Source organism: Adhaeribacter aerolatus (genome assembly GCF_007991635.1).
Lineage (GTDB): Bacteria > Bacteroidota > Bacteroidia > Cytophagales > Hymenobacteraceae > Adhaeribacter > Adhaeribacter aerolatus.
In genome coordinates, this window is record NZ_BJYS01000003.1 from 15,886 (window position 1) to 40,377 (window position 24,492).

Here is a 24,492-nt window from a genome sequence, read left to right on the forward strand (position 1 = left end):
CCAACGGACGAATGATTAACCGGCCTTGCAGCATTTGAATAAAGCTGTTTACCGTTAATTTACTTTGGGAAGATAAGCCGCTAATTTACCTTTGTTTTGTTCATATAAGCGCTGGCTGCCACTAATCTGAAAGTTTTTACTCCGGTGGCCAATGAGTATTCCAATACCACTACCCGTAAGGACACCTAACCCCGCCCCAATTAAGGTGGCACCCGTTTGGTCGATAATTGTAAATGAGCATTCGCTCAAGCCAAGGAAGCCGGGCGTAGCGTCACAGGGTTGGTAGGCAATACTGCCGATGATGCCGCCCAGCAGCAAACCACTTAGTCCGCCTAAAACACCACCGCTGGTAACTGCATGGCCTTTCCGGAGTTTTATACCCGCAATATCTTTTACCGCTAGTTGCTGGTTGTTCATGCCTGCTGGGTTTAAGTTCATAACCCTACTGCTCCGGCTCAATTCAAGACTCGAATCATTCAGGGAGAATAAATATCCGAATACTGCGCGCCCCCCTACCAGTTGTACTTTTGCTTTGGCTAATTTTATACCAGGTGGTGAAGTAAACCCGATGCCAGGTAAGCATAGCAAAAGAAATAACCAGAGAATTTTGGCTGTTTTCATAGCGGCTTTAACATAAATATTCGTATTTCTAACAGAAAAGCATTCGGGCAGGCTGGTAATAAAATCCCACTACGCTTACCTGTAGGAACAGGAATTCTAGATGCTAAAATTCAGATAACCTTGCCCCTTGGTAGTAGTTAGCCCATAATAAAGCTAACTTTATTTATTATATTATACAAACAAAAAATTAGACTATTTGTACAACCAACTGCTTTAAAGCTTTAAATAATATTGAGCAAGTATAAAGTGGTGACTTTTAGGACAACTTCTTCAGAAAGGAGAAACCGGCGGGTAGAAACCTGTCTTTAAAAATAAATGTCAGCGTTCTGGTTAATGGAAGCACCTCTTTTGAATAATTCCAGGTCGGTGCAGTAAGCCTCGTGCAACAAGTTAATAAGGGAGGAGTCGTCTTTTCTTTTATCTAGCAGTTTACAAATCTTCTGCAAATGACACAGGTGGGCATCCGATAAAAATATATTAAAGTAAATTGAATTTATTTCCTTTTTAAGAACAGCCACCTCCGGATAGGCAGTCTCGTAAACCGCTATTGTTTTGTATAGGCGAGCCAAAATCGACTTATAATCAATCGTAATTTGTTGCGGATTATTGTACTTATCGCTGTATAACATTAAACCAAAAATAAACCTCTCTACAACCAGATTCTAACGGATCTATAAATTTCGTCCACTCCATATAAGTACCCTACTTTTTATTTTTCATAAATATGGGAAAAATAAAGCCTTAAAAAAATAAAATTTCGATGAACAAACCCCTTTAAGCGACCAAACGCTATTTCCAAACCCTTTATATACACCTTTGTGGGCAGTATTCCTTTTTACGCCGGTTACCCCTTGTAATCCTTATATCCTATTAACCCATCCTCTCATCTATTTATTGTTCTACCTGATTTTTAACATGGCAGCCAATCACCTGAGCTTTAAACGATTACCTCTGTTCCAGCAAATCTTACCTAAATCTAAAAAAAATTTTATTTTAAAAAATTAGGTTTCTTTGATAAGTTCTTTATTTTTACTCAATAACTAACTATAAAAGCATAATTATTAAATATTATCTTAATATTAAAACCAATATTTTAAGACAACTAATATAAGTAAAATACCATTATTATAATATTTTTCATAAAATAGGTTAATAATATAACTCATGAATTTTGATTATACCGGATTAGTAGTAACAGAGTGCGGACGCAAACTAAAAATTGATTTGTTTGATCAACTGGCAGTTGGTGTGCTGGAATGCGATGATTTTTTAAATAACCCGTCTTTTATACCTTCTACTTTTTCAGTTTACAAAACAAGCTCAGGATTGTACTTATTACAGACAACTTCTTTTAACGAAGAGAACGATACGCTCGACACCACTTATAAAATAATTCCGGAATCTGAAGTTTCGGTTTACCTGGAAAACTGCTGTTACAACATCTAAATAACGGTTAGCCGTCTAGCTTTCAACTCATACCGCTCTATCTATCAAACAGCAGGAAAGGTCTACAATACCAACTCTTCTAAAAAGTATTCGGTAAATTGTTTGATGTTTTATTTGCCTGGAGTGTGTCAATCACAATATCTGATGTTCTTCTTTTGAAAGGTTACATCTTTCAATGCACAGGCGCTAACTCATAGCAGGAACCTAAGAAGCCTCCCGGCTGAAAGGCCCTCGCTGTCCAATCTGCTGTCAGTTGCCTGTAGTTACTGCCTTTCTAAGCTCAATTATAAATGAATAAACTTTCTCAACAAAGCGATTCCATAATGTTCCGGTTCGGCCGAACTCCTTCCCTGATTCAGGGAAGGTGCCCGGAGGGCGGAAGGGTTAATGCCATCCAAGATAAAAATCCGCAACTCAGGCGAAAGCCAGCAAACAGAAAAGCTAAGTTAACGGCAGGAACAGATTTTTTGTGAAATAATGGTTATGACTATTAGTATAAGTCTCTGCTGTTTACTCTTCCAAAAAATTAAGGTCTTTGCCAAAAGTTTCGGAAAGCTTCCAGAGTGCCAGCAACGCAATAACTATTGTAAGCAAACCAACCATGCCGGCTCCCTGGATTATACCGTATTCGCTTCGTAAAGTCAGAAAAAGCGGGGTTATAATATTAACGCTGCCCCGCACAAAATTGGGGACGGTGGTTGCCACGGTGGCCCTTAAGTTGGTACCAAACTGCTCGGCAGCAATGGTTACAAACAAGGCCCAGTAGCCAATGGCAAAACCCAGGCACAAACAAACGGTATAAAATAAACCTACTGTTTGTATCGGCACAAACAAATAAATGAGGATAAACAAACTGGTTAACAAAATAAAGGCCAGCACAATTTTTTTCCGGCTACCCACATACTGGCTAAAGAACCCGCTGGAAAAGTCGCCGAGCGATAAGCCGATGTAAGCAAACATAATGGCCCGGCCAGCCACAATGGGTTCCTGTACACCCAAGGCTACTCCAAACTCCGGCGAAAAGGTGATGAGGATGCCAATAACATACCAGATAGGCAAACCAATTAAGATACAGCGCAGGTATTTCATAAACTGCTTCCCCGAAGAAAAAAGCTGGAAGAAGTTGCCCCGGCTTACGGGCATTTCTTTTACGGTTTTAAAAATACCCGATTCGAACACACTTACCCGCAACAGCAGCAGCAACAAACCTAAACCACCACCAATAAAATAGGCAATCTGCCAGTCAAATAAATCAGCGACAAAATAGGCCAGCACCGCTCCCAACACCCCTACGGATGCTACCAAAGAAGTACCGTAACCCCGGATTTCTTTCGGTAATATTTCAGCTACCAGGGTTATACCTGCGCCCAATTCGCCGGCTAGCCCAATGCCCGCAATAAACCGCAAAATAGCGTACTGATCGACGGTGGTTACAAAGCCGTTGGCAATATTAGCCAACGAGTAAAGCAAAATAGACCCAAACAACACCGACAACCGGCCCCGTTTATCGCCCAACACCCCCCACAATACGCCTCCAACCAGCATGCCGGCCATTTGCATATTTATCAGGTAAATGCCCTCCTCCAGCAATATCCCTTCGGGTACCCCCAGGTATTTCAGGCTCGGCACCCGGACAATGCTAAACAGTAACAAGTCATAAATATCAACGAAATAGCCAAGAGTGGCTACAATTACCGGTACTTTAAGCAGTTGCCGGAATTTTGATGGCTGGGTCATTGGGGTTTTAACCGGTTTATCAGGTATAAATAAAAGTAGCTATTAAGGTAATTATTTAAAGTAGTATTAAATTTAAGCAGTTAGCATGGCTGCGCCAAAAACACCGCCACTGTCGCCGAGTTTGGGCTTTAAAAGAGAAATATCCGGCTTTAAATTGAAAACATATTTTTTCACCGATGCCGCCCCTTCGGAATAAAGCAACGGAATATTACCAACCCCGCCGCCAATAACAATGGCATCCGGATCCAGAATATTTACCAGCACGGCCACTCCCCGGCCAAAAAAATCTATCAAACGCGCCACTGTGCTTTGTGCATGTGCATCGGTACCGGCCTCGGCCCGGGCCACAATTTCTTTTAAAGTAAGCTTTTCGCCGCTGAGGCTGGTATAATAGCGTTGCAGCGCCGGCCCCGACAAAATAGTTTCCACGCAACCTACCCGGCCGCAGTAACAAGGCCCGCCCGATTCGTCTAAGAAGTTATGTCCCCATTCGCCCGCAATGCCTTGCCGGCCCTGTAGTACTTTGCCGTTTACCACAATACCGCTGCCGACACCCGTTCCTAAAATTAAGCCCACTACTACTTCGGCGCCCGGCGTTACCTCCGGCACAATGCCTAATAAGGTTTCGGCTAAGGCAAAACAGTTGGCATCGTTGCTGATAATAACGGATAAGCCCAAAGCAGCTTCCAAATCGGCTTTCAACGGTTTTTTGTTCAGGCAGATGGTATTGCTGTTTTTGAGCAGTTGGGTAGCCGGGTCGAGGGAACCCGGCGTGCCAATCCCTATTTGGGTAGGCCGCTCGCTGGTTTCGGTGGCCAGTTTATTTACCAGGTTGGCTATCTGGTTTATTATATGTTCATACCCCTGGTCGGCTTCGGTCGGTAATCGTAAGCGGTTGAGTACTTTAAACGATGGCCCCGCTTCCAGCACCACGCCTTCTATTTTGGTGCCACCTAAATCAATTCCCCACAATAGTTGCATATCATAATAGTCTGGTAAATATTAAAGTCTCAAGCGTTTAAACCTCCTGCCTAATCAGAAGAATTTAAACTTACCGTTCCGGTAATTGGCGCCAAAATTTTGGTGCTAAAGATAAAAATTTAAATATATAAATGAATATTCTTTACTGGCTCTTCTATCACCCGGAAGGCACAAAAAAACTCCTGCCACTATACCGCGGCAGGAGCACCTTCAAAAACAAATATTTATTCTTGTACCGGACTGAACTTGTAAATTTTGCCGGAACCATAAGCCAACACATAAATGCCGTTTTTGCTGTCTTCGCCAAACGACGAAAGGCCGTTGTCCAGCTTCGTTACCAGTTCGTTTTTTACAGCTTTGTTATTTGCAAAAGTTAAGGCCCAGATGTTGCCCGTCACAAAATCGCCGTAAATATATTTTCCTTCCAGGCCCGGCAGGTTCTTGTCGCGTACCACGTAGCCGCCGGTAATAGAACGACCGGTATCGCTACCCTGCTGATAGGCATAAATCGGCTCCTGCAGGTTTGTTTTATCGCAATTCTGCGCTTCAAAACAGGCATCACCTTCCATTATTTTCCAGCCGTAGTTACCGCCTTTCTGAATAATACTTACCTCTTCTATTTTATTCTGGCCTACATCGCCGGCCCACAAAGTACCGGTTACCCGGTCGAAATTCATGCGCCAGGGATTACGCAAACCATAAGCAAATATTTCCGGACGATTACCCTCAGTATTGCCTTTAAAAGGATTATCGTTCGGGATGGCGTACTTCTGGTTACCTTCGGTTTTGTTTACGTCGATGCGGAGCACTTTGCCCAATAGTTCTTTCCGGTTTTGCGCATAATTCTGGGGGTCGCCGCCACTGCCGCCATCGCCCACCGCAATATATAAATAGCCGTCGTTGCCAAACGTAACTTTGCCGCCGTTGTGGTTAGCATAAGGCTGATTAAAGCGCAGCAATATTTCTTCGCTGCCGGGGTCGGCCTGGTTGGGGTTACCGGCACTTACTTTAAACCGCGAAATAAAAGTTTGCAAGGGGCTGCCACCGGTGTAGTTCACGTAAAAATAGCCGTTGGATTTATAATCCGGATGAAAGGCCAATCCCAGCAAACCCCGTTCGCCCCCTTCTACCACCCGGTTCGAAATATCCAGGAATACCGGCGCACTGTTAACATCGGACTTATTCTGGAAAACATGAATCTTTCCTTTTTGGGCCACCACAAAAATACGGTCGGTACCATCGTTCGGGCTGGTTAGTTCTACCGGCTGTTCTACCGTTAAGTTCGGAAAAGCGGCAACCAGTTCGTATTTGCCCGGTGGCGTATTGCCGTTGTTGCTGTCTTGCTGGGAATCCGATAAATCGCAACCGGCCAGCAGCAAGACCAGGTTCAGTAGAGATATAATGAAAGGCATTTTCATAAAATAAGGTTGTTAATTTAAATTACAGTTGATGACCCGCTGCCTACAAATACGGCCAGGCAGCGTCATTGCTTACAAAACCAGTTAAAGCATAAATTATAAGTATGCCGCTGATAATCGGGAGCCGTTTTCAAATGGGTATAAACGGTTAAATATTAGGCATTAATCGTATTTATTATTTTCTACTGTTACGTTTCCCGGAAAACTACGTACAGAAAATCCGAAACAAAATCCAAAATTAAATTGGACCAAATAAAGCATACATTCCACAATTACCGGGTAAGCGACCAGAAACGCGAATTTCTAAATCAACGGGCCGTGGCCATTTGGATTACCGGCTTACCGGCTTCGGGCAAAAGCACCTTGGCCAGTAATCTGGAGGAGGCCCTGCTGGCAAAAGGCTATTTTACCCAATGGCTCGATGGGGATTACCTGCGCAACGGCCTCACCAAAGATTTAGGTTTCACCGATACTGATCAGGAAGAAAACATCCGGCGTTGCGCCGAAGTGGCCAAACTTTTTTTGGAAAGCAATATTATAACTATTTGCACCTTTATCAGCGCGTCGGAACGGCTCCGGAATATTGCCCGCGATATAATCGGGACCAGCCAGTTTCTGGAAGTTTATGCCAATTGCCCTTTAGAGGTTTGCGTGCAACGCGATGGGAAAAATATGTACGGGCGGGCTTTGCGCGGCGGCATTACCAATTTATCGGGAGTAGATTTTCCGTATGAGCCGCCCCGGTTTCCGTGGTTACAATTATATACCAGCTACCACTCGGAAGAAGACTGCAGCAATCAGCTACTGGAGGCTTTACTGCCGCGGATCAAAATCTAAAATTATCAGCACTTATGCCCAACAGTTAGATAGCTGCCTTTGCCGCATCTTCTGTTAAACCAATAGCAGGTAAAAACCCGCCGGAAAGGCAAACAGCGTTGGTTTAGTTATTTTATGCCTAAATCATGGTTATAATTCTGCAAGCGGCCGGTTTAAATAAGTGCTTTATATTTTGGGCCTTCAGATTGTTCTCCTTAATTTACCCCCTTAGTTTTCATTTTTTACCTTATTTTTCGTGATTCATCTTTTTAAAAGCGCATCGTCTGCCGGTTTATTTTCCGGTAAATTATCCTGGAGTTTGTACCTGCTGCTTCCGGCATTACTCTTTAACAGCAGTTGCCAAACAAAACAAAAGCCGGTTCTAACCCCGGCTGAAGCTTCGGAAGTAAAAAAGCCGATAGTTTTACCTGATACAGCCATAAAAGCGGCGCCACCCGCCACCGATACTTTAGCGAAGGCCGAACCGGCAAAACCTGCCCCGGAAACGGCGGCTAAAACCGAAACCGTAGCCAAAGACCCACCGGGCTGGCCGGTAAAAATGCCAAAGGCTTTGCCCGGCGCTATTCTACCCGAAAAACGCATAATTGCTTTTTATGGTAATCCGCTGTCGAAACGGATGGGTATTTTGGGTGAATTGGAACCCGAGCAAATGTTTGCCCAATTAGATAAAGAAGTAGCGGCCTGGGAAAAAGCAGATCCAAGTACGCCGGTACAACCCGCTTTTCACGTGATTGTGGTTACGGCCCAGGGGCAACCTGGCAAAGGAGACAAATACCGGCTCCGGATGTCGGACCATGTGGCTGAAAAGGTAATTGGCTGGGCTGAACAAAAAGATGCTATCGTTTTTCTGGATTTACAAATCGGCCGCAGCACGTTGCAGGAAGAAATACCCCGGCTAGAACCGTTTCTGAAACTGCCTAATGTACATTTAGGCATTGATGCGGAATTTGCCATGAAAAGTAACGGCGTACCCGGGCGCCGTGTTGGTTCTTACGATGCGGCTGATATTAATTACGCTACCTCTTTTTTGGCCAGTATGGTTGATAAATACCAGATACCGCCCAAGTTGCTGATTGTGCACCGGTTTACCCAGCGCATGATTACCAATTATAAAAATATTAAACTAGACCCCCGGTACCAGATTGTGATGCACATGGATGGCTGGGGTAACCAGACACTTAAAAAAGATACTTACCGCGCATATATTCAAAAAGAACCGGTACAATACACCGGATTTAAAATCTTCTATAAAAATGACAAGCGGAAACCCGGCTGGCGCATTATGGCACCCGAAGATGTTTTAAAGCTTAACCCCAAACCACTTTACATTCAGTACCAGTAAAAAAGAAAGCGCCTGCAAATATCCGCAGGCGCTTTTGTTTTATGCAGAATCAAGGCCCCGCTAGAATTAAAGAGCAGCCATATATGAAAATATAAATCACTTGCTTCCCAATCATTCCTGAGAAATCTTCTACCAAGAAAGCGTTATAAGCAAATACCAGGCTCTGAAGCCGTTCCGTATTACCGTTTTAAGCAGAATCTAGTGCCATTGGTGGTGGTGTCACCGCCAATTATAAAGTTCCTCCCAAGCTACTTGCTGGTGAAAGCACGCAGCAAGGGCAACGGTTCTTTCCAATAAAAAAATGCTAAACAGCTTCACTGGTTATTACCTGTTTTTTAAGCTTTTCGGAATATTTTTTGAATTTTTCGGATTTTAAATAATGACAGGATTAGGAAAGCCAGTTGCGGTGCTGTCAGAGGATCTACTAAGTACTATTGGAATAACACTGGCGTAGAATATTTAAGAAATGAAAGTATTCCAAAGCCCAAAAGGGGCGCAAGCTATTAGCGATGGGTGAAGCCTATCGCTAATGGCCTATTTTACATAAGCCCTGGAAGGGCGGAATATGACTCAGGTTGGTTTAGAAGGACACTCCTTGAGAGCTTTGTTGGTTTTTTGCGAATTCTTAAGATTACACCCTGGGTTAGGTATTAGCCTTTTGGAGTAATTGCCTTTTAATGGGTTAGTTTAAAGGTTGATATTATTGCTGTTTCAGGAAACAATTGTCTGAATAAATCTGAATACAGAACAAATTCCTTTAATGTACGGGGGCTAAACTGCGCACGGATATTTCTGTCACAGGTTCCCGGTGACTTACGGCTAAAGGCTCCCGGCTGGTCAGGTACAAGTCGCCGGCATGAAAAGGCAGCTCCGGATTAACCAGATGCATATAATCTTTCAGGAAATTCGTAAATAGTTCTTCGAGGTACACCGACTCGGGTGCTTTATTAACCAGGCTTACCGTTATAGAAAGCAAATGATTTATTTGCCCGTCTAAAGTAAAAGTAACTTGCTCCGGAACATCAAATCGGCCCTGAAACTGGGCTATAACTGCCAGGTTACTGTATTCCTGTACGGTAGCGTTTAATTTAGAAATAATATGGTGGTAAAACCTTGTTTTTGCTTCCAGCCTTAGTTCCTCAAGCGTATTCATGGGCAGTATTACGTGCAACTTTTACTTTGGATACAAATTATTTAATTTTTTTATACTTAAACTATTAATTAGTTTAATTTTTTTCATAAGTCATTTTTAGTACTCCCAATTAATTAAATAACTAAACTGTTTAGTACTTTAGTAATGCGAATTTTAGAATAATATTAATTTTATTTATGATTTTATCTATACGAAACAATTACGTAAAAGATTAAGAAATTTTTGCGTATTCTTTCCGGTATTCAAAAGGTGTCTTATGCATTAAATTTCTAAACTGTTTATTAAAGTTCGATAAGGTATTAAAACCACATTTATAGCAAATCTGGGAAATAGATTCTTCTTCTTCCATCAGTAGTTTACAGGCCAGGCCAATCCGCAGTTCACTGATGAAAACCGAAAAAGGTTTGTTTGTGCGGGCCTTAAAATACCGGCTAAAGGTAGTCGGCGACATATTGGCCAGGGCAGCCACTTCTTCCAGCATAATATTCCTTTTAAAGTTCTGTAAAATGTAATTATATACCCCACTCATCTTATCCTTATCGGTTTCTTTGGAAGTATTATAATAGCCAATGCTGGAAATAAATTCTATTTCTTCGGCCTCGGCCAGCACCTGTAAAATGGAAAGCAGTTGAATAATGCTTTCAATTCCTTTCAGGGCCAGCAATTCCTGCATCATTTGAGTTAACCGCGCGGCAGTACCACCGTGAATCTGGATTCCCCGGGCGGCCTTTTCAAATAATTGCCTAATCAACAGCATCTCCTCTTTCTTCAGCGAACCCTCACCCAAAAAATTCTCCGGTATGTAAATAACAATGCCCTGCACCCGCAACGGGTTGGCTTTATCAAAATAAATCTCGTCGTTTCGCCAGAGGTGAGGCAGGTTGGGGCCGGTAAAAACCAGGTCGCCTTCCTGAAAATGACTTATATTATCGCCGATAAACCGGGTACCCGAGCTTTCCAGCACCACAAACAACTGGTACTCCGAATGGAAGTGCCATTTTGTATCAAAACAAGGATCGTTCAGGTATTTGATAACAAAGGTTTTGGCCTCCGGAATTTGCGATTTATGTAATGCATGTTTCATAGCAACACTTATTTGCCTTAAAATAGCAGCAATTAACCTAAATTTGGCATAAAACAGTCAGATTTAGGCAAGATAAAGAATGTTTTTGATTTTTATATTTTGTATAATTGTATAATCTACACCACAATAATTCACCCGCAATGAAAAATTTAAGCGTAATAGTACTCCTCCTGGTACTGGTGCTTGTGAACGGCTGTACCAAAACAGGTAGTTCTACCAGCAATCTTACCGGGAAAGAACCTCGTCGGATAGAAATATTATTTCTGGGGCATAAAAGCGAGCATCATAACTCGGCTAAGTACGCCCCAATGCTGATGACGGCATTATTTAACAAAGGAATTAATATTTCCTACACCGACAACCCGGACGATTTAAATAAAGAAAACCTGGCCAAATACGATGGGCTGCTGGTTTATGCCAACCACGACAAAATTACGCCGGCGCAGGAATCTGCCTTGCTCGAGTTTGTAGAAAGTGGCAAAGGCTTTATTCCGATTCACAGCGCTTCTTTCTGCTTCCGGAACTCTGAACCGGTGGTAAAAATGATTGGCGGCCAGTTTAAATCGCATAAAGTAGGCACCTTTACTACCCAAATAGTAGATCCCAAACACCCCACTATGGCAGGTGTTACCGAATTTGAAACCTGGGACGAAACGTATGTACACGATAAATTGCAGGCGGATAACCAGGTGCTGATGGTACGCGACGAGAACGGGCGTAAAGAGCCCTGGACCTGGGTACGGACGCAAGGCAAAGGCCGCATTTTCTATACGGCTTACGGCCACGATGAGCGCACCTGGGGCAATCCGGGATTTCTTAAACTGGTAGAAAACGGCATATTGTGGGCCGTAGGCGATCCGTTAAAAAAACAATTAGCCAAACTTAAATTACCTGTTTTAACTTATGTAGATGCCCAGGTGCCGAATTACGAAAAACGGGATCCGGCGCCAAAGCTGCAAAATCCATTATCTCCAGCCGAATCGATGAAACTGATTCAGGTACCAGCCGGCTTTGATTTACAATTATTTGCCGCTGAACCAGACGTAGTAAACCCTATTTCGATGGCCTGGGACGAACGGGGACGTTTGTGGGTGGTAGAAACGGTTGATTACCCGAACGAAGTACGCGAAGAAGACGGAGTGGGCGATGACCGCATTAAAATTTGCGAAGATACCAACGGCGACGGCAAAGCCGATAAATTCACCATTTTCGCCGATAAACTGAATATTCCGACCAGTATTGTTTTTGCCAACGGTGGCATTATAATTTCGCAAGCACCCGTATTTATATTTCTGAAAGATACCAACGGCGACGACAAGGCTGATGTACGGGAAGTGATTATGGAAGGCTGGGGTAAATCCGATACCCACGCGGGTCCATCTAATTTAAAATACGGCCTGGATAACCGCATTTGGGGTACCGTTGGTTACTCGGCTTACCGCGGCAAAGACGGCGACCGTGAAATTCAGTTCAGCTCCGGTTTATATAATTTCCGGCCCGACGGCAAAGATTTACAATACATGGGCCGCACCACCAATAATACCTGGGGCTTGGGCTTTAACGAAAACTTCGAAGTATTTAACTCTACGGCCAACGGTAACCACAGCGACTTTTTTTACATGCCTGAGCATTACCTGAAGCGCGTTTTGGTAGGTGGCACGGCGCAGGCCATCCGCAAAAACGACGGCCACGCCAACATGCCAACCGTAACCGATAAAATCCGCCAGGTAGATTTTCACGGTGGTTATACAGCTGCCGCCGGGCATAATTTGTACACCGCCCGTAGTTTCCCGAAAGAATACTGGAACCGCATTGCTTTTGTGTGCGAACCAACCGGCCGGGTAGTACACCAGGCCATTCAGGAACCAGATGGCGCCGGCTACAAAGAAGTAAACGGCTTTAACTTAATGGCCAGTTCCGACGACTGGATGGGCCCGGTACACGCCGAAGTTGGTCCGGATGGCGCGGTATGGGTAGCCGACTGGTACGATTTTATTATTCAGCACAACCCTACCCCATCGCCGGAACGCGGTGGCTACCAGGCTAAAAATGGTAAAGGTAACGCTTACGAAAACCCCTTACGCGATCACGAGCGGGGCCGCATTTACCGCATTGTTTACAAAGGCGCCAAGCCTTATACCCCGGTTAAACTGGACCGAAACAACGCTGCTACTATGGTAAAAGCCCTGGAAAACGACAATATGTTCTGGCGCACCACGGCCCAGCGTTTATTAGTTGAAACCAAAAATACTTCGGTATTACCGGAGTTATACAAGCTGGTAAACAACAAAAATGTAGACGAAATTGGTTTAAATGCCCCAGCCGTTCATGCTTTATGGACCATGCATGGTTTAGGCGCTTTAAACGGTTCTAACAACGAAGCCATGCAGGTAGCCATTAATGCTTTGTCGCACCCGGCCGCCGGCGTAAGAAGAGCCGCTGCCCAGGTATTACCCAAAAACCAGCAAGTTCTGGATGGCTTAATTAAATCAGCTTCTTTGAGCGATCCGAACCTGAATACCCGGATGACCACGTTTTTAGCTGTATCGGAGATGCCTGCATCGGTGGAAACCGGCCGGGCCCTGTATACCGCCAGCCTGAATCCGGAAAACGAAAAAGACCCCGCTGTAGCCCAGGCTCTATTTGTAGCGGCTGCTACCCACCACGAAGGCTTCCGGGCCGGTGCCAAAGCCCAACCCGAAACCAGTGGAGCAGGTTTAGCCAATCGCATTCTGCAAAGTTTAGATAAAGACATTCGGGTACTCGAAAGATGGGTGGGTATTTCGCCCGCCAATGCTCCTGATTTGGTAGGCAAAGAAATCACTTTCCGGACCAATGTTACCCGTCGCGGACGGCCAGGCGGTGGCGGCAATAATAACCCGAATTTCACCCCACCGCCATTCGAAGGTACTTTAATGGCCCACGGCGACAAGCAAAACGGCTACGCGGTGTTTATCCAGGACGAGAAATTAAACATGCGGGTAAACCAGAATAACAAAGCTACTACTATTTCAGCACCACTACCAGAAGCACAACGCTTTAGCGTAGTAGCCCAACTGAAGCAAAACGGCGCCATGGTACTGGAAGTAGATGGCAAACCAGTAGCCCAGGGCAAAGCCGCCGGCTTATTTAAACAGCCTTTAACCAACGGCGTACGGGTAGGCCTCGATGGTAAAAACGATGTTAAAGTTGGTGATTACAAAGAGAATTTCAACCTGTCCAGCAGCGATATTGCCCAGGCTTTTCTGGAAATAGGCTCTACCAGCAATAACCAGTTAGCGAAAGCCGCAGGGGCCGCTGATGTAACCATTAATATAAAGGTGGTGAAAAACGAGATGAAGTTTGATAAAACTTCTTTTACGGTAAAAGCCGGCCAAACGGTAGAACTGGTACTGGATAACCCTGATTTCATGCAGCATAACCTGGTATTGGTACAAGCCGGTACGGTACAAAAAGTAGGTGCTGCCGCCGATAAAATGGCTGGCGATCCGAAAGGGGCTGAGAAAAATTATGTTCCGGCCATGAAAGAAGTAATTGCGGCTACCGAATTAATTGATACCGATGGCCGTTCGGTTATCCGGTTTAAAGTACCGGAAAAAATAGGCGATTACCCGTACATCTGTACCTTCCCCGGTCACTGGCGCATCATGAACGGGGTCATGAAAGTAGTTGCCAATACCGGCTCCAGCAGCGCTAACGCCCGTTAATATAAAACTGTAAAATTTCAACTATATCAGCCCTTAAAGCAAGTTACGCCAGCATCTGGCAGTACTTGCTTCAAGAGGCATGAAACCATAGTTTATAGTTTACCCTATTAAGCAAATTACCAAAGCTGCCGGATACTTTAAAACCGACTTGCAATACCTTACTTATCCGGCAACGGAATAATATTTACAGATTATTCCAATCAATTCGCATCTTTAAATCAGCATTAAACCAAATGAGCTTAAACGTTAAATTTGGAGTGAGCACCTGGCTTTGGACCTCTCCTTTTAGTACCGAATCCGTTTCGCTGTTTCCGAAAATAAAAGCAATGGGCTACGATAAAGTGGAAATTGCCGTAGAGGATCCCACCCTTATTGATACCAGCCTTGTAAAAGCCGCCCTCCAGGAAAACGGCTTGGCAGCCATTATTTGCGGCGCCTTTGGCCCCACCCGCGACCTGACCAGCGAGGACGAAGCGCTGCACCAGAACTGCTTTAATTATATCCAAAGCTGCCTGAATATTTGTGTAGACCTGGACGCTACTTTCCTGGCCGGCCCCATGTATTCGGCTGTAGGCAAAGCCCGCCTGGTATCGCCGGAACAGAAACAGGTTGAATGGAACCGGGCCGTTACCAACCTCCGCAAAGTCTGCGACATGGCCAGCGAAAAAGGTTTATTTATTGCCTTGGAGCCGCTTAACCGCTTTGAATCTGACTTAATTAATACCGCCGAAGATGTGGTAAGATTAGTTAACGACATTGACCACCCGGCTGCTAAAATTATTCTCGATGGTTTCCACATGAATATAGAAGAGCCGGACATTGAAGCGGCGATACGGGCAGCAGGAGATAAATTAATACATGTACAGGTTTCTGAAAACTACCGGGGCACGCCGGGTACCGGCCAGACCCGCTGGGATGCTTTCCGCCGCGGCTTAGAAGCTATTAACTACACCGGCACCGTTTCCATCGAAAGCTTTACGCCGGCCATTAAGGAGCTGGCGGGGGCAGTTTGCATCTGGAAGCCCCTGGCTGAAAGCCAGGATAAATTTGCCGCCGAAGGCCTGCAGTTTTTAAAAAAATGGGCGGGTAACCCGGAGCAGCAACCGGTAGCTGCCACCCAAACTGTAGCATCTAACTATTAATTATTTCATACACCGCAATTTTTATGAGAAAAGACAAAATTAACGTTGCCATTATTGGCCTGGGGTTTGGAGCCGAATTTATTCCGATTTACCAGAAACACCCCAACGCCAACATGTACGCTATTTGTCAGCGTAACGAAGATAAACTAAACGAGATTGGCGATGCCTTTGGTATTGAACACCGTTACACCGACTACGACGAATTGCTGAAAGACCCGAATGTTGATGCCGTTCATATTAATACGCCTATTCAGGCACACGCCGAACAATCTTTAAAAGCCATAAAAGCCGGCAAACACGTGGCTTGTACGGTGCCCATGGCTACTACCGTAGAAGAATGCCGCCAGATTGTAGAAGCCGTAAAAGAAACCGGCCTGACTTACATGATGATGGAAACCGTTATCTACAGCCGGGAATTTTTGTTTGTGAAAGAAATGTACGAGAAAGGCGAACTGGGCAAAATTCAGTTTTTGCGGGCTTCGCACCAGCAGGAAATGGCGGGCTGGCCAGGTTACTGGGAAGGTTTGCCACCCATGCACTATGCCACCCACTGCGTAGGTCCGGTATTAGCCCTGCCGCGGGCCGAAGCCGAATACGTTTCGTGCCTGGGCTCCGGCCGCATCGACGAAAATTTAATTCCGAAGTACGGTTCTCCGTTTGCCATTGAAACCTGCCATATTAAATTCCGGAACTCCGATTTAGCGGCCGAAGTTACCCGTTCTTTATTCAATACCGCCCGCCAGTACCGCGAGAGCTTTGATGTATACGGCTCTAAAAAATCATTTGAATGGACGCTAATCGAACACGAAGGCAACGTAATTCACACGGGCGAGCAGCCGGAGCGTGTTAAAACACCGGATTACGCCCACCTGCTTCCGGAAGAGATTCAGTCTTTTACCTCTGCCGGGGTATACGACAGCGAAGGTAACCAGCATTTATCTTTTATCCAGGGTTCCGGCCACGGCGGTTCTCACCCGCACCTGGTACACGAATTTGTAAGTGCGTTGGTAGAAGGCCGCGAGCCTTTCCCAAATGCCGTGCAGTCGGCTAATATTACCTGCGTTGGCATTTTGGCCCACGAATCGGCTATGCAAGGAGGTAAAATTATGTACTTACCCGAGTTTACCCTTTCGGAAGTTTCCGAGGTGGCTACCTCGTAAAAGGCTTTACATACTTCCGAAAGTCCGCTGTTTACTTAAATAGCAGGGCTTTATGGAAATGGGATTCCGCACAAAGAGAAACTCACCTGGTAATTACCCCAGGTGAGTACTTCTTTCAAATATTGAATCTTCTCATGATTGTATATGCTCCAGCATATTTCAGACAAGCGCACCGACGTAAAGGCATAGAAAGACAACGCACTACGTAAATTCCTTTCCCATAGTGTAAAGACTTATTTTTCAGTCCTGCAGAACATTTTTAAATTTTTATAAATGTTAAAAAAACATTTATAATATTAAATGTAAACATCCTAATATGTTGTTCGGCAACAAACATTTCAACGAACGGTTAAAACTATTGGTTTTTAATTAATTCGGCCTCGCCAGCATTCGGGGTGTCCACTTGGGAATCCAGTTTTTTCTTAGTAAATCGTTGATGAAAAAAAATAATGTTAAAATGACAATTATTACACCTCCCCCTTCCTGACTTTAAGGATTATAATCAGGACGAATTTTTACCATTTAGCTTTTATCCACAATTAAATCAGTCCAAACAATTTCTTTTATGAAAAACCAATTACCTAAAAATTTACCTCCTTCCGGCGATCCCTTCTTCAGGCGGCTGTTCCGGAAAGCTGCTTTCACTTTAGTAATGGTTTCGACCATTGTGTTTATTTGTGCCAACCAGGCTGTATCCCAGGCCAGAACGCTTACCGGAACCGTTAAAGGCGAAACCGGCGAAGGCTTACCGGGTGTAACGGTGCTGGTGAAAGGTACGACTAATGGTACTGCTACCAACCCGGAAGGCCAATTCTCTTTGGATGTTACTGATGGCGCAGGCACACTAGTAGTTTCTTTTATTGGTTATGTAACCCAGGAAATTCCGATTAATAACCGCACTTCTGTTAGCATAACCCTGTTACCGGATGCGAAAGCGCTGGAAGAAGTGGTGGTAGTAGGTTATGGTACGCAAACCCGCGGTACGGTAACTGGTGCCGTAAGCCAGATTCAAGCCACTGATATTGCCCGTACTACGGCCACCACCGCTACTGGTGCTTTGGTTGGTAAGGTACAGGGTATTACCGCTCGCCAGGCCGATGCCCGTCCGGGCGCTGGTACCAGCATCCAAATTCGGAATATGGGTACGCCCCTGTATGTAATAGACGGGGTTACATCCGATGCCGGTCAGTTTAACAACCTGGGTATTGACGATATCGAAAGTGTTTCAATTTTGAAAGATGCTTCGGCCGCTATTTATGGTTTACGGGCTGCCAACGGCGTAATATTGGTTACTACCAAAAAAGGTAAAGCCGGTATGAAGCCTCAAATTAATGTGGGTGCCTATTACGGTATCCAAGATTTTACCCGTTATCCAAGACCAGCCAATGCCTATCAGCACATGCGCGCCTTAGCTGAATCGGAGCAGAATCAGGGCAGAAACCCGGCAGGCGTTGTGACAAAAGAAGACCTGGAAAAATGGCGGGTAGGCACAGAAAAGGGGTTTATCAGCACCGACTACTATTCAGAGGTAATGGATAAATCTGCACCGCAATATAATTTAAATGCCAGCGCTTCCGGCGGCTCCGAAACCATGAATTATTATTTCTCGGTAAGCCACGTTAACCAGGATGCCATTATCAAAGATTACAACTTTAACCGGACTAATATTCAGGCAAATATTGATGCCGGGGTAGCCAAAGGTTTGCGGGTAGGTACTCAAATTTACGGTCGTTTGGAAGATCGCTCTCAGGCTGGGGTTCCGGGCTTGGATGATTATTTCAATCCATTCCTAAGTATCTTTAGTATGTGGCCAACGGAGCGCCCTTACGCTAACGATAACCCTAATTATATTGCACAAAACCACAACGTAAACGTAAACCCAGCCACTTATAAAAAGAGTGTTACAGGGTATATCGACGAAATCTGGCGGGGTGCGAAAGGTAACTTCTACGCCCAATATGACTTTAATTTTGGTTTAAGCGCTCGGGGTACTTACTCTTATAATTTCACCAATTTTGACTTTGATGGTTTTGAATATACCTACAACGCTTATTCTTATAACCCTACTACGGATACTTATAAGCTTGAATCAGGTAACCAGAACCCTTGGCGGGAGCGCCGCAAGCGCAATATTATAGACCGGTTTGCCCAATTTCAGTTAACCTACAACAAGCAATTCGGTGACCACGGCTTATCAGCGGTAGCAGCGTACGAGCGTAACGATAGAAAAGATAATAATTTCATCGTACATACCGTACCGCCTAATAATTACATCCCCATCCAGTACTTTGCAAACCAGGATTTTTTACTTGACGAATTCAATCAGGAAGCCCGCGCCGGTTATATTGCCCGTGTTAACTATAATTTTAAACAAAAATACCTGCTTGAAGTATTAGGCCGTTACGATGGTTCCTTCCTGTTCCGGAAGGACAGCCGCTGGGGCTTATTTCCAGGTATATCGGTTGGTTACCGTATTTCCGAAGAGGACTTTATGAAAGAGCGCTTTGGTGGTTTCTTAAATGATTTGAAACTACGTGCTTCTTATGGTTTAACCGGTTCCGACCGCTTAAACAACGATGCTTATGTGGTAGATCCGTATAGCTACACTCCAGGTTATAACTGGGCCCAGGGCAGCGCCCTATTCGACGGAAACTATTACACAGGTGTTCGCCCGAGAGGTCTTCCAATTACCACTTTATCCTGGATTAAAAACCATACCCGTAACGTTGGTTTCGACTTTACCATCTTTAACCGTTTAACTGGTCAGTTTGATATTTTCGAACGGAGACGCAGCGGTTTACCAGCTACTTTAACCGATGTTTTGTTACCAACCGAAGTAGGTTACACCTTGCCTCAAGCCAATTTACTAAAAGAATCTAACCGGGGTGTAGAAGGTGCTTTAACTTACACTGGTAAAATTCAGGATGTTACTTTCTCCATAGGTGGCAATGCTACACTGGCTCGCAGATGGGATATCTATCAACGTTATAATCCGCAATGGGGTAACTCCTGGCAGGAATACCGCGATGCCTGGGAGGATCGATGGGGCAGCGTAAACTGGGGATACGAAGTGGTTGGTCAGTTCCAATCGCAGGAACAAATTGATAACTACGATGTAGATAACGACGGACAAGGCAACCGTACGCACCTACCCGGCGACTTAATTTACAAAGATACTAATGGCGATAAAGTTATCAATAATCTGGACGAAAGACCGATTGGTTTCCAGGAAGGTGCCAACCCCTACATGAGCTTTGGTTTAAATACCAGTGTGGGTTGGAAAGGTTTTAACCTGGCTATAGACTTTGCGGGCGCTACTTTGCAGACTTTCCGCCGGGAAGTAGAGATGAAAATTCCGTTCCAGAACAATGGCACCTCTCCTAATTATATGTTCGAAGACCGCTGGCACCACGAAGATCCTTACAATAACGATAGCCCGTGGATTGCGGGCAAGTATCCTGCCATTAGAAAAGATCAAAACAGCCACGTTAATTTCTCGCGTAGAAGCAATTACTGGAATACTAACGTTAGTTATGTACGGTTGCGGAACCTCGAATTAGGCTATACCATTCCGCAAGCCATTGTTACCCGTTTTGGCCTGAACCGGCTGCGGGTATACGTTACCGGTACCAACCTCTTCTCCATTGATAATACGAAAGAATTTGGTTTAGACCCGGAAGTTTCCTCGAATGGTGGTTTGGTGTATCCGCAGCAAAAAGTATTTACCGCTGGTTTTAATTTAAGCTTATAATTTTTAGCGTGATTTATGAAAAGTATATATAAGTATTTAATATTAGGAGCCTCTTTATTGCCGCTTGCGGCCTGTGAAGATGATTTTTTAGAGCGGCAGTCGCCCACGCTCATCCTTGAGGATCAGGTATGGAATGATCCAAAGATGATTACCAGTGTGCTGGCTAATTATTACGATCGCTTACCAACTTCTCTTTCTACGCTTTCGAACTGGGCCGATTTTGCTGCTTATGACGAAGCCATGTGGTCGGGTAATAACGATGACCGGAATAACCTGGTAACTTATGGCACCAACCGCTGGGAGTTGTGGGATTACGGCCTGATCCGGGACATTAACTTGGCCATGGAAAACATGGATAAATTTGGAACCGCTTTAACCGCCGACCAGAAAACCCAATTTCAATCAGAATTGCGCTTTTTGAGAGCTTACACGTATTTCGAGCACGTTAAAAGAATGGGTGGGGTACCCATTATTACCAATCAGCTTATTTACGATTTAAGCGGCAACGTAACTCCCCTGCAGAAGCCCCGCAATAAGGAAGAAGAAGTTTATGATTTTATAGCTAAGGAACTGGATGAAATTAAAAACACAATAGGCAACGGTATCAGCCAGACCCGGGCTAATAAATTTACCGTACTGGCCTTAAAAAGCCGCGCTATGTTATACGCCGGCTCTTTAGCTAAATATAATAACCTGATGGGTGCACCTATTACCACACCGGGTGGGGAAGTAGGAATTCCGGCTGCCAGAGCTACTGATTATTTTACCAAATCTTTGGCGGCCTCCAAAGAGATTATTAGCAGTAACACTTACACTTTGTACAACCGGAACCCTGACATAGGAGAGAATTTTTTTGATGCTATCACAAAGAAATCTAATAACCCGGAAGTAATATTTGCGCAGGACTTTTCTGTTACAAAAGATAAACGGATTTCGTTTACCTATGATAATATAGCCCGCAATGTTCGAGAGGATAACCTTTCTTCTTCTAACGTTACGCCAATATTAAACCTGGTGGAAGATTTTGAATATCTGGACGGCACCCCAGGCATTTTGAAAAACCGGACTGCCGATAACAGTGATTATATCTACTACAACCGGCCACAGGATATTTTTGCGAATAAGGATGCCCGTTTATACGGAACCGTTATTTATCCAGGCACTTCATTCCGAGGCCTTCCTGTTGAAATGCAGGCTGGTGTTAAAGTTTGGACAGGTTCTAACTACAACACGATAGAAGGCGATCAATTAGGGGCTAATTATAGCCCCCCCAAATATCCTAACGGGGATGGCAAATTACTTACCGGCTCTTCTGGTCCTCACCGCTCCATCACGGAGGTTTCTAATTCTGGTTTCTATATGCGTAAATATATCGATCCAACGCCCATGTCGAGTACCCGGGGTGTCCGGAGCGAAATGTGGTGGATCAGATTCCGTTATGCCGAAATTTTATTAAATGCCGCCGAAGCTGCCCTGGAATTAAATATGGCACCCGAAGCTTTAACACATGTAAATAAGGTACGGGAAAGAGCCGGTTTCGGACCTAACAGCCTTACAACTTTAACCATGGCCAGGATTCGTAACGAGCGGCGGGTTGAGTTAGCCTTTGAAGACCACCGCGTTTGGGATTTAAAACGTTGGCGAATTGCCCACGAATTATGGAATGGTAGTGCCAGCAACCCTAATGCCATCCCGTTGGCCTTGTATCCTTACCGGGTAGTTCGTCCGGGGCATCCGACCCATGATAAAATTGTTTATGACAAGTTAACTGCTCCCCGGTTCCGGGCACCACGTAACTTCCAGTTAAATAATTATTATTCGGCCATACCGCAAGGTACCCTTAACAATAATCCCCTAATTACCAGAAATCCATTCCAATAATTTAAAATCATGAAACTTAGCATATATTCTTATTTAACCGTACTCCTGGCTATAATGATGGCCGGCTGTGAATACGATAATTACGAGCCACCAAAATCAACCTTAACCGGAAGAGTGGTTTACAACGATCAGGTGATTGGCGTTAGATCAAATGCTGTCCGGCTGGAGTTACGACAGCCCGGCCCGGACTATCCGTTATGGCGGACTACCCCAATTAACGTTAATATTGCGCAGGACGGCACCTTTTCCGCTGTGTTATTTGATGGTAACTACAAACTTACCCGGGTACGCGGTAATGGGCCGTGGGTTGATCAAACAGACACAATAAATGTGGAAGTAAGAGGCACGGCTGTAGTAGATGTTCCCGTTAATCCGTTCTTTGTAATCAAAAATGAGCAGATTAAGAAGGGTACCAGTACTATCGATGCCACCTTTAACCTGCAACAGGTAAATACAACGCGTCAGTTAGAACGGGTAAACCTGTATATCAGCAGCACTAATATTGTAGATGCAACAAACCAAAGAGCCAGTGCTGAAAAAGCAGCTTCTGGAATAACTAACCTAAGTCAGCCGATAACCTTAAATGTCAATTTATCGAGCTTACCAGCTGCAGTAGCCGGAAAAGAATATGTTTTTGCCCGCATTGGTGTAAAAACTGTGGGTATTCAGGAATTAGCGTATAGTGCCCCGTTAAAAATTCAGTTAAAATAGGCCCCAAGTACCTCTAAATAAGAAGCATTATACCATAGGTTTACCTTTTGGTATAATGCTTTTTATTTTTTTATCGTTCTTGCATTTTTAATTTACTAAAATGCCCGACTAATCCGTTTAAAGTAAATCCGTTTGCGGATAAATACCTTAAACTTGGGTTTGGTTGGTTCGTTTTTAAATATTTGTTTAGCTTTAAACCATTATCAAGAGAAGACTTAAACTTAATTCTAAATTCCTAACCCAGAGAATCTGCTTATATGAAAAAAAGTAATTTGCGTTACACGCTGCTGCTGCTGGCCGGCTTAGGCCTGGCTGCTCCTACCCTGTACAGTTGCAACAGCAAAAGCACCAAAACCGAAGAAAATACCACCTCAACCAGTAACGAAGAAACCAACGCTAACATGAGCATTCAGAAAGAAAGCTTTGGCAAAACCAAAGACGGCACCGAAGTACAACTGTATACCCTGCGCAACGAAAAAGGCGTGGAAGTTAAAATCACCAACTACGGTGGCATTGTTACCTCTTTAATCACGCCGGATAAAAACAATAAACCCGGCGACGTGGTGCTGGGCTTCGACAACGTAGAAGGTTACCAAAGCGATGCTTATTTAAAAAGTGGCCCTTACTTTGGTGCTCTGATTGGCCGCTATGGCAACCGTATTGCCAAAGGCCAGTTTACCCTGGATGGAAAAACCTATACCCTGGCTAAAAACAACGGCGCCAACCACCTGCACGGCGGCATAAAAGGGTTTGATAAAGTAGTGTGGCAGGCCGAAGAAGTACCGGGCCAGCAGGCGCTGAAACTGACTTACGTGAGCAAAGACGGCGAAGAAGGCTACCCCGGTACCTTAACTACCCACGTTACTTACACCTTAACGCCCGATAACGAGCTGCGCATCGACTACGAAGCTACTACCGACAAAGCCACCCCAATAAACCTGACCAACCACAGCTATTTTAACTTAGCTGCCGGCCAGGCACCCGATGCTTTGGGTCATATTCTAACCATTAATGCAGATCGTTACACGGTGGTAGATGCCAGCCTGATACCAACCGGCGAATTGCGCCCGGTAAAAGGTACGGTAATGGACTTTACCCAACCAACTGCTATTGGCGCCCGCATTGCTCAGGTAGAGGGTGGTTACGACCACAACTATGCGTTAAGCAATACCGATGGCTCTTTGAAGCAGGCCGCTACCGTGTATGAACCTACCAGCGGCCGGGTAATGGAAGTATCTACCACTGAACCCGGCATTCAGTTTTATTCCGGCAATTTTCTGGATGGTTCTTTAACCGGTAAAAACAACACGGCCTACAAAAAGCATTACGGTTTCTGCCTCGAAACCCAGCACTTCCCGGATTCACCGAACCAACCAAGCTTCCCGTCTACTATTTTGAAACCAGGCGATACTTATAAAACCAGTACCATCTACAAGTTTTCGGTAAAAGACCAGGCAGCCCAATAGCCACAGGTGGTTTTTAAACTAATATAGCCCGGTTAGTTAAAACTAACCGGGCTAT

General features: G+C 44.6%; 17 protein-coding genes. 10 read left to right on the plus strand and 7 right to left on the minus strand.

What is annotated here, in order from left to right; genetic code table 11:
* Nucleotides 1-54: 54 nt before the first annotated feature.
* The gene (locus AAE02nite_RS02970; RefSeq protein WP_146894966.1) at nt 55-621 is read right to left on the minus strand and encodes a hypothetical protein; all 567 of its coding nucleotides are present in this window, start codon (nt 619-621) and stop codon (nt 55-57) included.
* Between the two features lie 305 nt (nt 622-926).
* On the minus strand, nt 927-1,250 hold the full coding sequence (locus AAE02nite_RS02975; RefSeq protein WP_146894967.1) for a hypothetical protein: 324 nt from the start codon (nt 1,248-1,250) through the stop codon (nt 927-929).
* Between the two features lie 535 nt (nt 1,251-1,785).
* On the opposite strand from AAE02nite_RS02975, the gene AAE02nite_RS02980 reads away from it, so the two are divergent.
* Entirely contained in the window at nt 1,786-2,067 is a 282-nt protein-coding gene (locus AAE02nite_RS02980) for a hypothetical protein (protein ID WP_146894968.1), read from the plus strand.
* Between the two features lie 510 nt (nt 2,068-2,577).
* Here the strand turns inward: AAE02nite_RS02980 and AAE02nite_RS02985 are convergent.
* The 3 genes from AAE02nite_RS02985 to AAE02nite_RS02995 all read right to left on the minus strand — a co-directional run bounded on the left by AAE02nite_RS02985 (nt 2,578) and on the right by AAE02nite_RS02995 (nt 6,203).
* Nucleotides 2,578-3,804 carry an MFS transporter gene (locus tag AAE02nite_RS02985; protein ID WP_146894969.1) on the minus strand — a complete coding sequence of 409 codons (1,227 nt, stop codon included), beginning with the start codon at nt 3,802-3,804 and terminating at the stop codon, nt 2,578-2,580.
* Nucleotides 3,805-3,876: 72 nt separating this feature from the next.
* Entirely contained in the window at nt 3,877-4,785 is a 909-nt protein-coding gene (locus AAE02nite_RS02990) for an ROK family protein (protein ID WP_146894970.1), read from the minus strand.
* 224 nt (nt 4,786-5,009) lie between these two features.
* The gene (locus AAE02nite_RS02995; RefSeq protein ID WP_246150753.1) at nt 5,010-6,203 is read right to left on the minus strand and encodes a PQQ-dependent sugar dehydrogenase; all 1,194 of its coding nucleotides are present in this window, start codon (nt 6,201-6,203) and stop codon (nt 5,010-5,012) included.
* A 243-nt stretch (nt 6,204-6,446) separates the two neighbouring features.
* Here AAE02nite_RS02995 and cysC point away from each other — a divergent pair, with 243 nt between their 5' ends.
* The gene (gene cysC / locus AAE02nite_RS03000; RefSeq protein ID WP_218033437.1) at nt 6,447-7,040 is read left to right on the plus strand and encodes an adenylyl-sulfate kinase; all 594 of its coding nucleotides are present in this window, start codon (nt 6,447-6,449) and stop codon (nt 7,038-7,040) included.
* A 235-nt stretch (nt 7,041-7,275) separates the two neighbouring features.
* The gene (locus AAE02nite_RS03005) at nt 7,276-8,382 is read left to right on the plus strand and encodes a hypothetical protein (RefSeq protein WP_246150754.1); all 1,107 of its coding nucleotides are present in this window, start codon (nt 7,276-7,278) and stop codon (nt 8,380-8,382) included.
* Nucleotides 8,383-9,139: 757 nt separating this feature from the next.
* Here the strand turns inward: AAE02nite_RS03005 and AAE02nite_RS03010 are convergent.
* Nucleotides 9,140-9,535 carry a hypothetical protein gene (locus tag AAE02nite_RS03010; protein WP_146894972.1) on the minus strand — a complete coding sequence of 132 codons (396 nt, stop codon included), beginning with the start codon at nt 9,533-9,535 and terminating at the stop codon, nt 9,140-9,142.
* A 211-nt stretch (nt 9,536-9,746) separates the two neighbouring features.
* Nucleotides 9,747-10,619 carry an AraC family transcriptional regulator gene (locus tag AAE02nite_RS03015; protein ID WP_146894973.1) on the minus strand — a complete coding sequence of 291 codons (873 nt, stop codon included), beginning with the start codon at nt 10,617-10,619 and terminating at the stop codon, nt 9,747-9,749.
* A gap of 140 nt (nt 10,620-10,759) precedes the next feature.
* On the opposite strand from AAE02nite_RS03015, the gene AAE02nite_RS03020 reads away from it, so the two are divergent.
* The 7 genes from AAE02nite_RS03020 (at nt 10,760) to AAE02nite_RS03050 (ending at nt 24,437) form a co-directional block, all read left to right on the plus strand.
* Complete coding sequence (locus AAE02nite_RS03020) at nt 10,760-14,326, plus strand: PVC-type heme-binding CxxCH protein (RefSeq protein ID WP_146894974.1); 3,567 nt, start codon at nt 10,760-10,762, stop codon at nt 14,324-14,326.
* Between the two features lie 233 nt (nt 14,327-14,559).
* On the plus strand, nt 14,560-15,468 hold the full coding sequence (locus tag AAE02nite_RS03025) for a sugar phosphate isomerase/epimerase family protein (protein WP_146894975.1): 909 nt from the start codon (nt 14,560-14,562) through the stop codon (nt 15,466-15,468).
* Nucleotides 15,469-15,491: 23 nt separating this feature from the next.
* A complete protein-coding gene (locus AAE02nite_RS03030; RefSeq protein ID WP_146894976.1) occupies nt 15,492-16,628 on the plus strand; it encodes a Gfo/Idh/MocA family protein in 1,137 nt (378 codons plus the stop codon).
* A gap of 565 nt (nt 16,629-17,193) precedes the next feature.
* The gene (locus tag AAE02nite_RS03035; RefSeq protein WP_146894977.1) at nt 17,194-20,379 is read left to right on the plus strand and encodes a SusC/RagA family TonB-linked outer membrane protein; all 3,186 of its coding nucleotides are present in this window, start codon (nt 17,194-17,196) and stop codon (nt 20,377-20,379) included.
* A 15-nt stretch (nt 20,380-20,394) separates the two neighbouring features.
* Entirely contained in the window at nt 20,395-22,260 is a 1,866-nt protein-coding gene (locus AAE02nite_RS03040) for a RagB/SusD family nutrient uptake outer membrane protein (protein ID WP_146894978.1), read from the plus strand.
* 9 nt (nt 22,261-22,269) lie between these two features.
* Nucleotides 22,270-22,971, plus strand: coding sequence for a DUF3823 domain-containing protein (locus AAE02nite_RS03045; RefSeq protein WP_146894979.1), 702 nt, complete (start codon nt 22,270-22,272; stop codon nt 22,969-22,971).
* Nucleotides 22,972-23,228: 257 nt separating this feature from the next.
* Nucleotides 23,229-24,437, plus strand: coding sequence for an aldose epimerase family protein (locus AAE02nite_RS03050; RefSeq protein ID WP_146894980.1), 1,209 nt, complete (start codon nt 23,229-23,231; stop codon nt 24,435-24,437).
* Nucleotides 24,438-24,492: the final 55 nt, after the last annotated feature.

Excerpts from the sequence above, each read along its gene's own strand:
- AAE02nite_RS03020 (WP_146894974.1), top strand. The coding sequence starts at position 10,760 with ATGAAAAATTTAAGCGTAATAGTACTCCTCCTGGTACTGGTGCTTGTG.
- AAE02nite_RS03035 (WP_146894977.1), top strand. The coding sequence starts at position 17,194 with ATGAAAAACCAATTACCTAAAAATTTACCTCCTTCCGGCGATCCCTTC.
- AAE02nite_RS02985 (WP_146894969.1), bottom strand. The coding sequence starts at position 3,804 with ATGACCCAGCCATCAAAATTCCGGCAACTGCTTAAAGTACCGGTAATT.
- AAE02nite_RS03040 (WP_146894978.1), top strand. The coding sequence starts at position 20,395 with ATGAAAAGTATATATAAGTATTTAATATTAGGAGCCTCTTTATTGCCG.
- AAE02nite_RS02980 (WP_146894968.1), top strand. The coding sequence starts at position 1,786 with ATGAATTTTGATTATACCGGATTAGTAGTAACAGAGTGCGGACGCAAA.
- AAE02nite_RS03010 (WP_146894972.1), bottom strand. The coding sequence starts at position 9,535 with ATGAATACGCTTGAGGAACTAAGGCTGGAAGCAAAAACAAGGTTTTAC.
- AAE02nite_RS02990 (WP_146894970.1), bottom strand. The coding sequence starts at position 4,785 with ATGCAACTATTGTGGGGAATTGATTTAGGTGGCACCAAAATAGAAGGC.
- AAE02nite_RS03015 (WP_146894973.1), bottom strand. The coding sequence starts at position 10,619 with ATGAAACATGCATTACATAAATCGCAAATTCCGGAGGCCAAAACCTTT.
- AAE02nite_RS02975 (WP_146894967.1), bottom strand. The coding sequence starts at position 1,250 with ATGTTATACAGCGATAAGTACAATAATCCGCAACAAATTACGATTGAT.
- AAE02nite_RS03050 (WP_146894980.1), top strand. The coding sequence starts at position 23,229 with ATGAAAAAAAGTAATTTGCGTTACACGCTGCTGCTGCTGGCCGGCTTA.
- AAE02nite_RS03045 (WP_146894979.1), top strand. The coding sequence starts at position 22,270 with ATGAAACTTAGCATATATTCTTATTTAACCGTACTCCTGGCTATAATG.
- AAE02nite_RS03030 (WP_146894976.1), top strand. The coding sequence starts at position 15,492 with ATGAGAAAAGACAAAATTAACGTTGCCATTATTGGCCTGGGGTTTGGA.
- AAE02nite_RS02995 (WP_246150753.1), bottom strand. The coding sequence starts at position 6,203 with ATGAAAATGCCTTTCATTATATCTCTACTGAACCTGGTCTTGCTGCTG.
- AAE02nite_RS03025 (WP_146894975.1), top strand. The coding sequence starts at position 14,560 with ATGAGCTTAAACGTTAAATTTGGAGTGAGCACCTGGCTTTGGACCTCT.
- AAE02nite_RS02970 (WP_146894966.1), bottom strand. The coding sequence starts at position 621 with ATGAAAACAGCCAAAATTCTCTGGTTATTTCTTTTGCTATGCTTACCT.